The sequence below is a fragment of the Streptomyces sp. 3N207 genome (genome assembly GCF_052246355.1).
GTDB lineage: Bacteria > Actinomycetota > Actinomycetes > Streptomycetales > Streptomycetaceae > Streptomyces.
Map to the genome: position 1 here is coordinate 174,221 of NZ_JBQQBV010000010.1, position 13,984 is coordinate 188,204.

13 protein-coding genes are annotated in these 13,984 nt (G+C 71.4%); 8 read left to right on the plus strand and 5 right to left on the minus strand.

The annotated features are described in order from the left end of the window. Positions 1 to 28 precede the first annotated feature (28 nt). Complete coding sequence (locus ACTWP9_RS17760; RefSeq protein ID WP_443247151.1) at positions 29 to 817, minus strand: PspA/IM30 family protein; 789 nt, start codon at positions 815 to 817, stop codon at positions 29 to 31. Positions 818 to 1,070: 253 nt separating this feature from the next. On the opposite strand from ACTWP9_RS17760, the gene ACTWP9_RS17765 reads away from it, so the two are divergent. Further along, positions 1,071 to 1,667, plus strand: a complete 597-nt coding sequence (locus ACTWP9_RS17765) for a DUF3043 domain-containing protein (protein WP_443247152.1) — start codon at positions 1,071 to 1,073, stop codon at positions 1,665 to 1,667. Next, positions 1,664 to 2,350 (plus strand): class I SAM-dependent methyltransferase, encoded by a 687-nt coding sequence (locus ACTWP9_RS17770; RefSeq protein ID WP_443247253.1) that lies wholly within the window; start codon positions 1,664 to 1,666, stop codon positions 2,348 to 2,350. The genes ACTWP9_RS17765 and ACTWP9_RS17770 overlap by 4 nt, the downstream gene beginning before the upstream one ends. An 11-nt stretch (positions 2,351 to 2,361) precedes the next feature. Here ACTWP9_RS17770 and ACTWP9_RS17775 read toward each other — a convergent pair whose 3' ends face one another. Continuing rightward, the gene (locus ACTWP9_RS17775; protein WP_443247153.1) at positions 2,362 to 2,799 is read right to left on the minus strand and encodes a hypothetical protein; all 438 of its coding nucleotides are present in this window, start codon (positions 2,797 to 2,799) and stop codon (positions 2,362 to 2,364) included. Positions 2,800 to 2,856: 57 nt separating this feature from the next. Next, complete coding sequence (locus tag ACTWP9_RS17780; protein WP_443247154.1) at positions 2,857 to 3,093, minus strand: hypothetical protein; 237 nt, start codon at positions 3,091 to 3,093, stop codon at positions 2,857 to 2,859. An 84-nt stretch (positions 3,094 to 3,177) separates the two neighbouring features. On the opposite strand from ACTWP9_RS17780, the gene ACTWP9_RS17785 reads away from it, so the two are divergent. From ACTWP9_RS17785 to sucB, 6 genes are all read left to right on the plus strand, one after another. Further along, positions 3,178 to 4,386 carry a bifunctional adenosylcobinamide kinase/adenosylcobinamide-phosphate guanylyltransferase gene (locus tag ACTWP9_RS17785; protein WP_443247155.1) on the plus strand — a complete coding sequence of 403 codons (1,209 nt, stop codon included), beginning with the start codon at positions 3,178 to 3,180 and terminating at the stop codon, positions 4,384 to 4,386. A gap of 235 nt (positions 4,387 to 4,621) precedes the next feature. After that, positions 4,622 to 5,743, plus strand: coding sequence for a nicotinate-nucleotide--dimethylbenzimidazole phosphoribosyltransferase (locus tag ACTWP9_RS17790; RefSeq protein WP_443247156.1), 1,122 nt, complete (start codon positions 4,622 to 4,624; stop codon positions 5,741 to 5,743). Positions 5,744 to 5,784: 41 nt separating this feature from the next. Next, positions 5,785 to 6,600 (plus strand): adenosylcobinamide-GDP ribazoletransferase, encoded by an 816-nt coding sequence (locus ACTWP9_RS17795; protein ID WP_443247157.1) that lies wholly within the window; start codon positions 5,785 to 5,787, stop codon positions 6,598 to 6,600. Positions 6,601 to 6,721: 121 nt separating this feature from the next. Beyond that, positions 6,722 to 8,296, plus strand: coding sequence for a leucyl aminopeptidase (locus ACTWP9_RS17800; protein WP_443247158.1), 1,575 nt, complete (start codon positions 6,722 to 6,724; stop codon positions 8,294 to 8,296). A 205-nt stretch (positions 8,297 to 8,501) separates the two neighbouring features. Continuing rightward, complete coding sequence (lpdA, locus tag ACTWP9_RS17805; RefSeq protein ID WP_443247159.1) at positions 8,502 to 9,908, plus strand: dihydrolipoyl dehydrogenase; 1,407 nt, start codon at positions 8,502 to 8,504, stop codon at positions 9,906 to 9,908. A 61-nt stretch (positions 9,909 to 9,969) separates the two neighbouring features. Then, on the plus strand, positions 9,970 to 11,802 hold the full coding sequence (sucB, locus tag ACTWP9_RS17810) for a 2-oxoglutarate dehydrogenase, E2 component, dihydrolipoamide succinyltransferase (RefSeq protein WP_443247160.1): 1,833 nt from the start codon (positions 9,970 to 9,972) through the stop codon (positions 11,800 to 11,802). A 93-nt stretch (positions 11,803 to 11,895) separates the two neighbouring features. Here sucB and ACTWP9_RS17815 read toward each other — a convergent pair whose 3' ends face one another. Together ACTWP9_RS17815 and ACTWP9_RS17820 are read right to left on the minus strand one after the other, a co-directional pair. After that, positions 11,896 to 12,468, minus strand: coding sequence for a hypothetical protein (locus tag ACTWP9_RS17815; protein WP_443247161.1), 573 nt, complete (start codon positions 12,466 to 12,468; stop codon positions 11,896 to 11,898). A gap of 31 nt (positions 12,469 to 12,499) precedes the next feature. Then, on the minus strand, positions 12,500 to 13,975 hold the full coding sequence (locus ACTWP9_RS17820) for a hypothetical protein (RefSeq protein WP_443247162.1): 1,476 nt from the start codon (positions 13,973 to 13,975) through the stop codon (positions 12,500 to 12,502). Between the last annotated feature and the right edge of the window lie 9 nt (positions 13,976 to 13,984).

A 13,984-nucleotide genomic window follows, 5' to 3' on the forward strand; every position in this document is an offset into this window, starting at 1 on the left:
GCTCCGGGGGTGCCGCCGAGGCCCGGGTTCACTCCTTGTTGAACTTGGGCGCGTCCTGCTGCTCGCCGTTGGTCTGGCCCTGCTGGGCCTGGCCCCCCTCGATGGCCTGCGGGCCGCCGCTGCTGCCGCCGGCCAGCTCCGCCTTCATCCGCTGGAGCTCCAGCTCCACGTCGCTGCCGCCGGAGAGGCGGTCGAGCTCGGCGGTGATGTCGTCCTTGGCCATACCGGTGGGGTCGTCCAGCGCACCGGAGGCCAGCAGCTCGTCGATGGCGCCGGAGCGGGCCTGGAGCTGGGCCGTCTTGTCCTCGGCCCGCTGGATGGCCATGCCGACGTCGCCCATCTCCTCGGAGATGCCGGAGAACGCCTCGCCGATCCGGGTCTGTGCCTGGGCTGCCGTGTAGGTGGCCTTGATGGTCTCCTTCTTGGTGCGGAACGCGTCCACCTTGGCCTGGAGGCGCTGCGCGGCGAGGGTCAGCTTCTCCTCCTCGCCCTGCAGGGTCTGGTGCTGCCCCTCCAGGTCGGTGACCTGCTGCTGGAGCGCCGCCCTGCGGGAGAGCGCCTCGCGGGCCAGGTCCTCGCGGCCGAGCGCGAGCGCCTTCTTGCCCTGTTCCTCCAGCTTTGTGGACTGCCCCTGCAGCTGGGTCATCTGCAGCTCCAGGCGCTTGCGGGAGGTCGCGACGTCAGCCACACCCCTGCGCACCTTCTGCAGCAGTTCCAACTGTTTCTGGTAGGAGTAGTCGAGCGTCTCGCGCGGGTCCTCAGCCCGGTCCAGGGCCTTGTTGGCCTTCGCGCGGAAGATCATCCCCATACGCTTCATGACACCGCTCATGGGCCTCGCGCGCCCCCTTCGTAACGGACTCAAGCCCTCGGCAATCTACAGACCCCAGAGTACGGGGCTGTCTTCCATTACCGCACCGTTCGGGCGCGGATGCGCTCATCCTGGAGGACGATCAGCCGCCCGCCCTCTCCGGCGCAGGGAGTAGGCACTCCTCCACGGTGCGTCCCGGTACTTCGGGCTGCTTTCCCCTGGGGGCTGGGGCCCACTCTGATTCACACCGTACTCTTGAGATGTGTTCCGTAGCCGTTCGACGAAAGCAGGACAGGCCGACTCACCTCAGGTGACGGCGGCCGAGTCCCAGCAGCCCCGCGACCCGCAAGCCCCCAAGGGTCGCCCCACCCCCAAGCGCAACGAGGCGCGCGGTCCGCGCCGCCCGGTGGCCGGGCCGCAGACCCGCAAGGACGCGGTCAAGCGGCAGCGCGAGGCCCGCCGGGCCGCGCTGGCCAAGCAGCGCGAGGCGCTGGCCAGCGGGGACGAGCGTCATCTGCCCGCACGGGACAAAGGCCCGGTGCGGCGGCTGGCGCGCGACTTCGTGGACTCCCGGTTCAGCGTGGCGGAGTTCTTCCTGCCGCTGGCCGTGATCATCCTCGTCCTGAGCATGCTGCCCTCGCTCCAGGTGAAGAACATCTCGCTGCTGCTGTGGCTCGTGGTGATCCTGCTGATCGTGGTCGACTCGATCGGCATCTCCGTACGGCTGAAGAAGAAGATCCGCGAGCGCTACCCGGACGAGAACCGCCGGGGCGCCATCGCCTACGCGCTGATGCGGACCCTTCAGATGCGCCGTATGCGCCTGCCCAAGCCGCAGGTCGCCCGCGGCGAGAAGCCCTGATCCGGCAGGAGCTGGTCGCCCGGCAGCTCGAGGAGCGGATCGCCGCGCGCTTCGAGGTGGGGCGGCGGCTCAGAGTGCTCGACGCCGGGCTGGGCGGCGGCGCGCAGGCGCTGCGGCTGGCCCGGGCGGGCCACGCGGTGACGGGGCTGGAGTCCGATCCGGCGCGGCTGGCCGCTCTCGACGCGGCACTGGCGGACGAGCCCGAGGGCATCCGCGCCCGCTTCCGCACGATGGCCGGCAGCGGCCAGGACACCGGGGCCCACTTTCTGCCCGGCACCTTCGACGTGGTGCTCGGCCACGATGTGCTCGGCAGGACACGGGACCCGGACAGCACACTGGCCGGGCTCGCCCGGGTGCTCGACACCGGAGGGCTGCTCTCGCTGGTGCTGCCCAATGTGACGGCACGGGCAATGCGCCCGGGGCTCGGCGGTGACTGGGCCGGCGCCCGTGCGGCCCTGGTGGCCGAACCCGCCGAGAGCGACCGCCTTCTGCGGCTGGAGTCGCTGACCTCGTTCCTGGCCCGGATCGGGGTGCCCATGGAGCGCTGGTACGGCGTGGGAGTCTTCGCAACGGACGATACGGCCACGAGCGCGGAGGCCCTCGATGTGGAGGAGCGCGCCTGCCGGACGGACCCGTACCGGGGAGTGGCGGAGTCGCTGCACCTGTTCGGGGTGCGGGCCTAGCGCCCGTACGTTCAGCTTCCCGGGGGCTGGAACTCCGGAGGCTCGCGGAGCTCTATGTCGGAGATGTCGATGCCCCGCTCGCGGGCCAGGTGAGCGAGGGTCTCGGCGCGGGCGGGCGCGGGGGCCTGGGTGTCGATGAAGGCACCCAGCCACTCCCCCGTCCGCCGGTTGTAGGCCAGCCGACGGGAGGCGGCAGCGCTGCTGATGGTGCCCGTCTCCGCGACCTTGAAGTCGGTGCCGATGGCCGCCTTGGCGACATGCGCGGCGCAGGCGTCCATGAAGCGAGGGCTGGGGCGCTCGTCGCCCCCGTAGAAGAACGCCTCTATCACCTCGGAGCCGCGGACGGACTTCTCGGCGAAGATGCCCGCCTTCTTCAGCGTCGTCAGTGTCCGGTCCCGCTTCTCGGCCGGACCCCGCAGAACCACGTAAACCGCGCCACGTACGTTCATGAGTACCGAGGGTAGCGGTTCCGCGGGAAGATCAGACCCCGCAGCGGGAGCTCGCCCTCACTCCGAGGCGGCGCCCCCGGTGTCGCTCTCCTTGGCGGAGTGCAGGCTCATCGGCCCGTAGACGGTGCTGCCGTCCTCCTGGAGGGTCACCTGATCGGTCCCGCCCTCCAGCAGCTCCCGCCACACCTCACCGAGCCAGGACTCGGCGTCCGACTGGGTGGGGAAGTCCTCGGGCTGCACGGCGGGTTCCGTCTCGGTGCCGTCGGCCTTCTCGAACCGCCACGTCCACGCCATCAGTGCCTCCGTAAGATCGCCGGTTGCTCCCGGAAGCGTAGTCCCCTGTGCGCACGCGGCGGCAGCTCACGAGACGATCAGAGGGTGGAACTCACTCTGCTCGGCACCGGCGAACCCGCCGGTCTCCCCCGGCCCGACTGCCCCTGCGCGCGCTGCGCCGCCGCGACCGGCCACGAGGCGCGGGCCGCGACGGCGCTGCTGGTGGACAGCACCCTGCTGCTCGACCTGACCCCTGGACCCGCGTTCGCCGCGGCGCGGGCCGGGCAGTCGCTCAGCGGCGTACGGCAGGTGCTGCTCACCCATCCGCACGACGGGCCGGCGTTGGAGGTGCCCGCCGGGCTGCCTGCCCCCGTCCGGGTGCCGGAGCGGCAGGAGCTGGCGCTGATCAGCGGGCATCGGGTGCGGGCGCTGGCGCTGGACTCGCCGGGCACCGGCTATCTGGTGACCGGCCCGGACGGCGAGCGGCTGCTCTATCTGCCGCCGGGTGCCGCGCTCGCCGGGAGCGGGGGCGGTCACGGCGGCCCGTACGAGGTGGTGCTGCTGGACGTGGTAGGGCGGCCGGACGCGCTGGCCCGGCTGCGGGACGCGGGCCCGGTCGGCGCGGCCACGGATGTGCTCGCCGTCCACCTCGGGCACGACGTACCGCCGGGCCCCGAGCTGCACCGGCGGCTGGCCGCGGCCGGTGCGCGCGCGGTGCCGGACGGTACGACGCTCACGGTCGGTGAGTTCCACGGTGGCGTGGACGTCTCCGAGATCCCGCGCCGGACGCTGGTGCTGGGCGGGGCGCGCTCGGGCAAGTCGGTGGAGGCCGAGCGGCGGCTGGCCGCGTTCCCCGGGGTGGTGTACGTGGCAACGGGCGGCACCCGCGAGGGGGACTCCGAGTGGGCCGCCCGGGTGGCCGAGCACCGCGAGCGGCGGCCCGCCTCGTGGCGGACCGAGGAGACCTGCGACCTGGTGCCGCTGCTGGAGCAGGACGGGCCGCCGCTGCTGATCGACTGTCTGGCGCTGTGGCTGACCCACACCATGGACGAGGTGGAGGCGTGGGACGACGACCGGTGGGCGCGGGGCGGCGCCGCGGAGCTCGCCGCGCGAGTACGGGCACTGGTGGAGGCCGTACGGGGCACCCGGCGGCGGCTGGTGGCGGTCAGCAACGAGGTGGGCTCCGGGGTGGTGCCGGCGACCCCGGCCGGGCGGCGGTTCCGGGACGAACTGGGCAGGCTGAACGCGATGTTCGCGGAGCAGTGCGAGCACGTGCTGCTGGCGGTGGCGGGCGTGGTGCTGCCGCTGCGGTAAGAGGTTCGGCCGACGATTGTGCGTACCCCGCACCGGGGGCTGCGCTTGCCCACCCTGCGCCCTGGGGGCACCTCCCGGCCGGAGGCTGGGGGAGCAGACTGCCCAAGCTTGCGGGGCAACCAAGTAAGGGGCGCGGGGAACTGCGCGACCAGCCAGAAAGCACCCGCAGCCTGCGACGCACAGCAAGGGGCACCCCCCTGCGCAGCCCGCAATGGCTGACGTACGCTCGGCGAGCATGAGCGAGCGCAGCCTGGATCTGGATGACTTCTCCGACCTCATCGAGCGGCCGCACGGCGGTCTGCGCCGGGAAGCCGAGGAACGCCGGGCGCTGACCGGGCTGCCCCCGCAGGCGCTGGGGCGACTGGAGGACGTGGGCGAGTGGCTCAGCTCCGCGCAGGCCCGGGTGCCGGTACGGCCGGTCGCCGCCCCGCGCCTGGTGGTCTTCGCGGGCGACCACGGCGTCGCCGAACTCGGTGTCTCCACGCGGCAGCCGGGCACCGCCGTGGAACTCGTGCGCGAGCTGCTGGACGGCGCCTCCCCCGCGGCCGTACTGGCGCGGCGCTTCGAAGTGCCGGTCCGCGTGGTCGACATGGCGCTCGACTGCGACCCGGGCGAACTGCCCGCCGAGGTGACCCGGCACCGGGTGCGCCGCTCGTCGGGGCGGCTGGACATCGAGGACGCGCTGACGCCGGACGAGGCCGAGGCGGCATTCCGCGCGGGGATGGCCGTCGCCGACGAGGAGGCCGACGCCGGGACCGACCTGGTGGTGCTCGGCGATCTGAGCGTGGGCGGCACCACGGCGGCCGGAACGCTGGTCGCCGCACTGTGCGGCACCGACGCTTCCGTGGTGACCGGGCGCGGCGGGGGCGGCATCGACGACCTGACGTGGATGCGCAAGTGCGCCGCCATCCGCGACGGACTGCGCCGGGCCCGGCCCGTACTGGGCGACCAGCTGCAGCTGCTGGCGACGGTGGGCGGCGCCGATCTGACGGCGATGACGGGGTTCCTGCTGCAGTCCGCGGTACGGCACACCCCGGTCATCCTCGACGGGGTCGTCTCCGCGGCGTGCGCGCTGGTCGGCCAGCGGGTGGCCTTCCGTGCCCCGGACTGGTGGCTGGCGGGCCAGGCCGGCAGCGAACCGGCACAGGCCAAGGCGCTGGACCGGCTGGCCGCCGACCCGCTGCTGGAACAGGGTGTCGAGGTCGGCGGCGGCACCGGCGCGCTGCTGGCTCTGCCCCTGGTGCGGGCCGCGGCAGCGCTCGCCGCCGAACTCCCGGTGCGGGAAGGGCCGGTGGACCCGGCGGAGGACCCGTCCGCCGAGCAGGCTTCCGGGGTGGGGGCGATGGACGCCACCTGAGGCCGCGGGCGGTGCGGGCGGCGCCGGTAGCCTGCTCGGCCATGGAATCCTCCTCGCCGCCTGCGGACACCAACAGGGCCTCGACAGCCGAGGGGCTGCGGTTCGCGTTCGGCACGCTGACCGTGCTGCCCGTACGCGTCGCCCGGTGGGACAGGGCCGCCGCGCGGACGGGCATGGTGTGCGCGCCGCTGGTCGGGCTGGTGGTGGGGCTGGTGGCCGCCGCCGTGGGCGCCGTGCTGCTGTGGTGCGGGGCCTCTCCGCTGCTCGCCGCGGTCGCGGCCGTCGCGGTGCCCGCCGTACTGACCCGGGGCCTGCATCTCGACGGGCTCGCCGACGTCGCCGACGGGCTGGGCAGCGGACGGCCCGCCGAGGAGGCGCTGCGGGTGATGAAGCAGTCCGACATCGGGCCGTTCGGCGTCATCACGCTGGTGTTCACGCTGCTGGGCCAGGTGGCCGCGGTCGCCGCGCTGTACGGACAGGGGTGGGCCTGGGGGGCCGTCGGCGCCGTGGCCTCCGCCGTCGTCGCGCGGGGTGCGCTGACCCTCGCCTCCCGGGAGGGCGTTCCCGCCGCGCGGCCCGAGGGGCTCGGCGCTGCTGTCGCGGAGACAGTGCCGTTCGGCGCTGCGCTGGGGGTGGCCGGGTGCTGTGTCGCGGTGCCGGCCGCTGGGTCGGCCGCTGTTGCGGGGTCGGCGGGGCAGGTGGTCGGGGCTGCGGCCGGCGCCGTGCTCGGACTGTGTGCCGCTGAGGTGTTGTTGCGGCGCTGTGTGCGGCGGTTCGGGGGTGTGACGGGGGATGTGTTCGGCGCTGTGGCCGAGGTTGCGGCTTGCGGCACGCTCGTTGTGCTTGCGGTCCTTTGATCCTGCACGCCCGTAACTCCCCCGACGTTGTGGGAATGCGGGCATACGATGCCGGGAGCGTCCGAAGCCGGAGGCGCCCCTGCGCCTTCGAAGTCAAGTCCAGAAAGAAGGTCTCTCCCACGTGTCTGCACTGACTCTCAGCTCCTCGTCCGCGGCGACGCTGCGCGCGGACGCTGTCGTCGTCGGCATCGCCAAACGCGACACCGGCGGCAAAGCGACCCGCACGGCCAAGGCGTCCGTCGTCCTCGCTCCCGGCGCCGAGGCCGTGGACAAGGCGTACGGCGGCAAGCTGGCCGCGACGCTGGAGACGCTCGGCGCGAGCGGCGGCGAGGGCGAGGTCACCAAGCTGCCGGCACCGGCGAGCGGTCTGAAGGCCCCGCTCGTGGTGGCGGTCGGCCTCGGCAACGCGGCCGGCAAGCAGGAGTCGTACGACACCGAGGCGCTGCGCCGCGCGGCAGGCGCCGCGGCCCGTGCGCTGTCCGGCACCAAGAAGGCCGCGTTCGCGCTGCCCGTCGAGGACGCCGAGGCGGTGTCGGCGGTTGCCGAGGGCGCGCTGCTGGGTGCGTACTCCTTCACCGCGTACCGGGGCAAGGAGGAGAAGACCGGAAAAGCCGCCAAGGACTCCTCGGCGCCGCTCGCGGAGATCGCGCTGATCGGCGCCAAGCCGCGGGACAAGGCGCACAAGGCGGCCGTGGAGCGGGCGCTGGTGGTGGCCGAAGAGGTGCACCGGGCCCGCGATCTGATCAACACCCCGGCCAACGGGCTGGACCCCAAGACCTTCGCCGCCGAGGTCCGGGCCGCGGCCAAGGCGTTCGGCCTCACCGTCGAGGTGCTGGACGAGAAGGCGCTGGCCAAGGGCGGCTACGGCGGCATCCTGGGGGTCGGCAACGGCTCGGCGCAGCCGCCGCGGCTGGTCCGTATCGGCTGGTCGCACCCGAAGGCGAAGAAGTCCCTCGCGCTGGTCGGCAAGGGCATCACCTACGACTCGGGCGGCATCTCGCTGAAGCCCGCGGGCCACAACGAGACGATGAAGTGCGATATGAGCGGTGCCGCCGCCGTCTTCTCCGCCGTCGTCGCCGCGGCCCGGCTGGGGCTGCGGGCCAATGTGACCGGCTGGCTGGCGCTGGCGGAGAACATGCCGTCCGGTTCGGCCACTCGTCCGGGTGATGTGCTGACCATGTACAGCGGCAAGACGGTGGAGGTGCTCAACACCGACGCCGAGGGCCGGCTGGTGCTGGCGGACGCGCTGACCCGCGCCGGTGAGGAGCAGCCGGACGCGATCGTGGACGTGGCGACGCTGACCGGCGCAATGGTGCTGGCGCTGGGCAACCGGACGTTCGGGATCATGGCGAACGACGACGCCTTCCGCTCCGCGCTGCACGAGGTGGCCGAGGAGGCGGGCGAGGCCGCCTGGCCGATGCCGCTGCCCGGACATCTGCGCAAGGGCATGGACTCCCCGGTCGCCGACCTCGCCAACATGGGCGAGCGGATGGGCGGCGGTCTGGTGGCCGGCCTGTTCCTGAAGGAGTTCGTTCCCGAGGGCACGCCCTGGGCGCACCTGGACATCGCGGGCCCGGCCTTCAACGACTCCGGCCCGTTCGGCTACATCCCCAAGGGCGGCACGGGCTCGGCGGTGCGCACGCTGGTCCGCTTCGCGGAGCGCGCCGCCGAGGGCGACCTGCCGTCCCTGGGCTGAACCTGCCCGGCCGAGGGGCCTGGGGGCTTCGCCCTCAGGCCCTCCAGGGCCCCACGTCCGGGTTCTCCGGCGGCGTGCGAAGATGGGTGACTGGCAGGACAGGGCCCCGCACGGCTTGCCAGAAGCCGGTACATAAAGGGCCGAGCAGACAAAAGCGGCCGAACCTCAAGCCGCCCGGTCGCAGGAGACCGGCTACGGCGTACCCATGCATGGAGGACGTGACGTGGCGAACGACGCCAGCACCGTTTTCGACCTAGTGATCCTCGGAGGCGGCAGCGGCGGTTATGCCGCTGCCCTTCGCGCCGCGCAGCTCGGTCTTGATGTCGCCCTCATCGAAAAGGACAAGCTGGGCGGTACCTGCCTGCACCGGGGCTGCATCCCGACCAAGGCGCTGCTGCACGCCGGCGAGGTGGCCGACCAGTCCCGGGAGAGCGCCGAGTTCGGTGTCAAGACCTCGTTCGAGGGCATCGACATGGCCGGCGTCCACAAGTACAAGGACGGCGTGATCTCCGGGCTCTACAAGGGCCTGCAGGGGCTGGTCGCCTCCCGCAAGGTGACCTATGTGGAGGGCAGCGGCTACCTCTCCTCGCCCACTTCCGTGGACGTCAACGGCCAGCGCTACGAGGGCCGCCACATCCTGCTGGCGACCGGCTCCGTGCCGAAGTCGCTGCCGGGTCTGACCATCGACCACGAGCGCATCATCAGCTCCGACGACGCGCTGGTCATGGACCGGGTGCCGAAGTCCGCGATCATCCTGGGCGGCGGCGTCATCGGCGTCGAGTTCGCCTCGGTGTGGAAGTCCTTCGGCGCGGACGTCACCGTCATCGAGGGGCTCAAGCACCTGGTGCCGGTGGAGGACGAGAACAGCTCCAAGCTGCTGGAGCGGGCCTTCCGCAAGCGCGGCATCAAGTTCAACCTGGGCACCTTCTTCGACAAGGCCGAGTACACCAGCGACGGTGTCAAGGTCACGCTGGCGGACGGCAAGGAGTTCGAGGCCGAGGTGCTGCTGGTGGCCATCGGCCGCGGCCCGGTCTCCGAGGGCCTGGGCTACGAGGAGGCCGGGGTCGCCATGGACCGCGGTTTCGTGACGGTGGACGAGTACTGCCGCACCGGCGTCCCGACGATCTCCGCCGTCGGTGACCTCATCCCCACTCTCCAGCTCGCGCATGTGGGCTTCGCGGAGGGCATCATGGTCGCGGAGCGGCTGGCCGGGCTGAATCCGGTGCCGCTGGACTACGCCGGTGTGCCGCGCGTGACCTACTGCAACCCGGAGGTGGCCTCGGTCGGCCTCACCGAGGAGCAGGCGAAGGAGCGGTACGGTGCCGACAAGGTGGTCACGCTCAAGTACAACCTCGCGGGCAACGGCAAGAGCAAGATCCTGAAGACGACGGGCGAGGTGAAGCTCGTCCAGGTGCGCGACGGTGCCGTGGTCGGCGTCCACATGGTCGGTGACCGCATGGGTGAGCAGGTCGCCGAGGCCCAGCTCATCTACAACTGGGAGGCGCTGCCCGCCGAGGTGGCCCAGCTCATCCACGCCCACCCGACGCAGACCGAGGCGCTCGGCGAGGCGCACCTGGCGCTGGCCGGCAAGCCGCTGCACTCCCACGACTGACCGCCGGGTTCCAGTCAGGGCGCGACCCATCCGCACAGTTTTGTAAGGAGCAACAGAAACCATGGCGGTTTCCGTAACCCTGCCGGCGCTCGGCGAGAGCGTGACCGAGGGCACCGTCACCCGCTGGCTGAAGGCCGAGGGTGAGCACATCGAGGCCGACGAGCCGCTGCTCGAGGTCTCCACCGACAAGGTCGACACCGAGATCCCGGCCCCCGCTTCGGGGACCATCGCCTCCATCAAGGTCGCCGAGGACGAGACGGTGGAGGTCGGCGCCGAGCTGGCCATCATCGACGACGGCTCCGGCGCACCGGCCGCCGCACCGGCCGCCGAGCAGCCCGCGCCGGCCGAGGCCCCGGCTGCCGCTCCGGCCGCCGCGGAGCAGCCCGCGCCGCAGCCGCAGCCCGAGCCCGCTGCCGCGGCCCCGTCCGGCGGCGGCGCGGCCGAGGGCACCGATGTGGTGCTGCCCGCGCTGGGCGAGTCCGTCACCGAGGGCACCGTCACCCGCTGGCTGAAGCAGGTCGGTGACGAGGTCGAGGCCGACGAGCCGCTGCTGGAGGTCTCCACCGACAAGGTCGACACCGAGATCCCGGCCCCGACCTCCGGCACGCTGCTGGAGATCAGCGTCGGCGAGGACGAGACGGCCGAGGTCGGCGCCAAGCTGGCCGTCATCGGTGCGGCCGGTGCCGCTCCGGCCGCCGCTGCCCCCGCCCCTTCGGCCCCGGGCAAGCCTGCCGAGGCCGCGCCGCAGCCCGTGCAGGAGGCCCCGCAGGCCCCGGCCGCTCCGGTGCAGCCCGCCGCGCCGCAGACGCCCCCGGAGCCCTCGCAGGCCCAGCCTGCTCCGGCCCAGCCGGCGCCGCCCGCCCAGCCCGCTCCGGCTCAGCCCGCTCCCGCGGCGCAGGCGCCTGCGGCCCCTGCCGCTCCGGCTGCCCCGGCCGCTCCTGCCCCGGCAGCGGCGCCGGAGAGCGAAGGCGCCTATGTGACGCCGCTGGTGCGCAAGCTGGCGGCCGAGCAGGGCGTGGACCTCTCCGCGGTGCGCGGCACCGGTGTGGGCGGCCGGATCCGTAAGCAGGACGTCATCGAGGCGGCCGAGGCCAAGAAGGCGCAGGCTCCGGCGGCCCCCGCCGCTCCGGCGGCTGCCGCCCGGCCGACGTCGCCGAAGCTGGAGCCGTCGCCGCTGCGCGGTCAGACGGTGAAGATGCCGCGGATCCGCAAGCTCATCGCGGACAACATGATGAAGGCGCTGCACAGCCAGGCACAGCTGTCCACGGTCGTCGAGGTGGACGTCACCCGCATCATGCAGCTGCGGGCCCGCGCGAAGGACTCCTTCGCGGCGCGGGAGGGCGTCAAGCTCTCGCCGATGCCGTTCTTCGTGCAGGCGGCGGCCGAGGCGCTGAAGGCCCACCCGTCCGTCAACGCGCGGCTGAACGACGACGGCACCATCACCTACCACGACGTCGAGAACATCGGCATCGCGGTGGACTCGGAGAAGGGTCTGATGGTCCCGGTCATCAAGGAGGCCGGGAACCTCAACCTGGCGGGCATCGCCCGTAAGACCGCCGAGCTGGCCAAGAAGGTCCGCGAGGGCGGTCTGGGCCCGGACGACATGTCCGGCGGCACGTTCACGATCAGCAACACCGGTTCGCGGGGCGCGCTCTTCGACACCATCATCGTGAACTACCCGCAGGTCGCCGAGCTGGGCGTCGGTGCCACCGTGCGCCGCCCGATGGTCGTCAACCACCCGGACCTGGGCGAGACCATCGCGATCCGCGACATGGTCTATCTGACCCTGTCCTACGACCACCAGCTCGTGGACGGTGCCGACGCCGCCCGCTACCTCAACGACGTCAAGGCCCGTCTGGAGGCCGGCGAGTTCGAGGGCGAGCTGGGGCTGTAAAGGCCCACGTCCGCCGAAAGCGGTGCCCCCGTCACACCTGCCGTGTGACGGGGGCACCGTCGCGTGCGCGGGGTGGGTTGCCCCCGGAGCGGCCTATTCGATGTCCGACCTGATGTAGAGGCGCGTGGCACCGGGCTCGAAGTCGTGAGTGAAGAGGCGGACGCAGTGGTTCAGGCGTTTGAGCCCGGGAGGCTCTTCGCCCACCTCCTCCACAGGCGCACTGTCCGGGCAGAGCGATATTGTGCGCAGCCCCTCGGTGAGGGTCTCGGGCTCCGGGACGTGCAACCGGCGGAAGGGCGCCGTGGGGCGGTAGTCGGGCCCTTCGGGATGGTCGTTGGAAACCATCTCCTCGTCCGGCGGCTTCAAGTCGGCGAGATACTCTTTCGCTTCTTTTGCAGGAAGCGTGAAAGTCAGCAGCGCAGTGTCGTATCGGGAGCCGGTCTTGAGGGCTGCCCGCTTCTCGGTGGCGTCATCCGGTATCCGTACCCCCACCTTGCGGCTCAGCGACGCCGACGTCACGCCCTTCTTCCAGCAGCACTTCTCTTCCTTCTCGGCCTGGTCCGACTTCACCGTGTCGGCGAGGAGGGAAAGCCCGAGGATGAGAGCGGCCGCACCGCCCAGCACGGCCGCGCCGATGATGACGGTCAAGCGTGCAGTCCGCGACATGAGGGGCCTCCCGTCGTTCTTGCCAGCGTTTTCACAATTGCCGGTCAGGGTCTGCCCTTCCGCCGTCCCGCCCCAGACCGGGCCCTTCCGGCTCCGGGAATGTGCCCTCCCCCGGGGTGTCGACCAGTTCGCGGCGCAAGACCGAACTGTTGCCGGACACGTCGAACTCTTTGGCCAATCCGGTCTCATGAAGGCTCGCAGGCTGTCCGTCAGGAACGGAAATCGGGCCGATATGTATTCCCTTTCCCTTGGACCAGTTGTAACGGTCCCATACGTTCACCTGGTAATCGAGACCGACTTTGGGATCACCGTTGTCATCGGCCTTCACAGTGACCACGCCGGTCACGTTGGCCTGCGCCGAACCGATGGCGTAGAACCAGTTCGGATCGTCGTCCTGATCGAACCTGTAACCGTTGGCGCTGGTCTCCACAGGGATGGAAACCGGCCTGTTGCCGTTGTTCTTGAATTCTTGCAACGCCTGGTCGCGCCACTCGCCCTCCTGGCTCTTGATCAACTCTTCGGTATATTCCTTGAAGTCGTCGGAGTCATCCATCATCTTGTCGACGGAAATCTCCAGGGGGCTGCCGTCGTTCGACAAGTAATGGTCCAGGTACCGAGAGGCATCCGACATGCCCAGCCAGCCCCCGCCCCCGGCGAATGCCAGCATCTCCGCCTCGGTCACGCGCTCCCGTACCCCCGGCTCTCGGGCCCCGTGCTGTCCGGACCCGGCGTCCGGCGAGATTCGTTTGACGGTGGGCCCGAAAATCCCGGCGTCCTTCAGCCCGTCCTGGTGCTTCTCCCACACTTCGGCACGGGCTCCCGGGCTCAGAGACTGCCAGAGTCGTCGTAGCTCGGCCTTCTCCTCCTTGCCGGCGCTGTCGCCCTGCGCGGCGAGCTTCATGGCCCGGGGCAGTTGGGCGGCGTCGAGCGAGGTGTACTTCCCATGACCCGCGTTGTGCGGCGACTTTCCATGGCTCTTGCGCAGCAGATCCCGGGTGACCTTGTCGATCTCCGCGGCATGCGCGACCAGGTCGGTCAGATTTTGGGCGTAGTACTCGATCAACCCCTGCGCCGGGGCCGGGATGTAGCCGTCCACCCGGCACTCCATCGGCGAGACCCGCACGGTTCCGTCTTTGCCGTCGATGATCAGGAGGCTGGGGTCTTTGGACTTTATATCGGGTGAGCCCGCCTTGGCCTCATGCGTCAACGACTTCGCCAGTTTCTGTATATGGGAAAGCTCGGAGTGTGCGTCGTCCAAAACGGCGTGAATACTCTTCGCTTCCGCGTGCAGATCCCAGATCTCGGTGGCCGTGGCGTCGACGAATTTCTTCGTCACTGTGGCGTCGGCGCCCTTCCAGTCAGCCGCCTTCGCTTTTGCCCGCAATCCGTCGGTGACCAGCGTCCTCAGGTCTGCGAGATCGTCCACCATCGTCTTCCAGTCGTCGACCGCGGACTTGAGCTTGCCCAGGTCCAACTCGATGAGATCGGTGTACGTAAATTTAGCCACCCGTCCGCC

Bases quoted from the DNA above. Each gene is read 5' to 3' on its own strand.
- ACTWP9_RS17760 (WP_443247151.1), bottom strand. From the start codon at position 817: ATGAAGCGTATGGGGATGATCTTCCGCGCGAAGGCCAACAAGGCCCTG.
- ACTWP9_RS17790 (WP_443247156.1), top strand. From the start codon at position 4,622: ATGAGCGAGCGCAGCCTGGATCTGGATGACTTCTCCGACCTCATCGAG.
- sucB (WP_443247160.1), top strand. From the start codon at position 9,970: ATGGCGGTTTCCGTAACCCTGCCGGCGCTCGGCGAGAGCGTGACCGAG.
- ACTWP9_RS17815 (WP_443247161.1), bottom strand. From the start codon at position 12,468: ATGTCGCGGACTGCACGCTTGACCGTCATCATCGGCGCGGCCGTGCTG.
- ACTWP9_RS17795 (WP_443247157.1), top strand. From the start codon at position 5,785: ATGGAATCCTCCTCGCCGCCTGCGGACACCAACAGGGCCTCGACAGCC.
- lpdA (WP_443247159.1), top strand. From the start codon at position 8,502: ATGCATGGAGGACGTGACGTGGCGAACGACGCCAGCACCGTTTTCGAC.
- ACTWP9_RS17775 (WP_443247153.1), bottom strand. From the start codon at position 2,799: ATGAACGTACGTGGCGCGGTTTACGTGGTTCTGCGGGGTCCGGCCGAG.
- ACTWP9_RS17780 (WP_443247154.1), bottom strand. From the start codon at position 3,093: ATGGCGTGGACGTGGCGGTTCGAGAAGGCCGACGGCACCGAGACGGAA.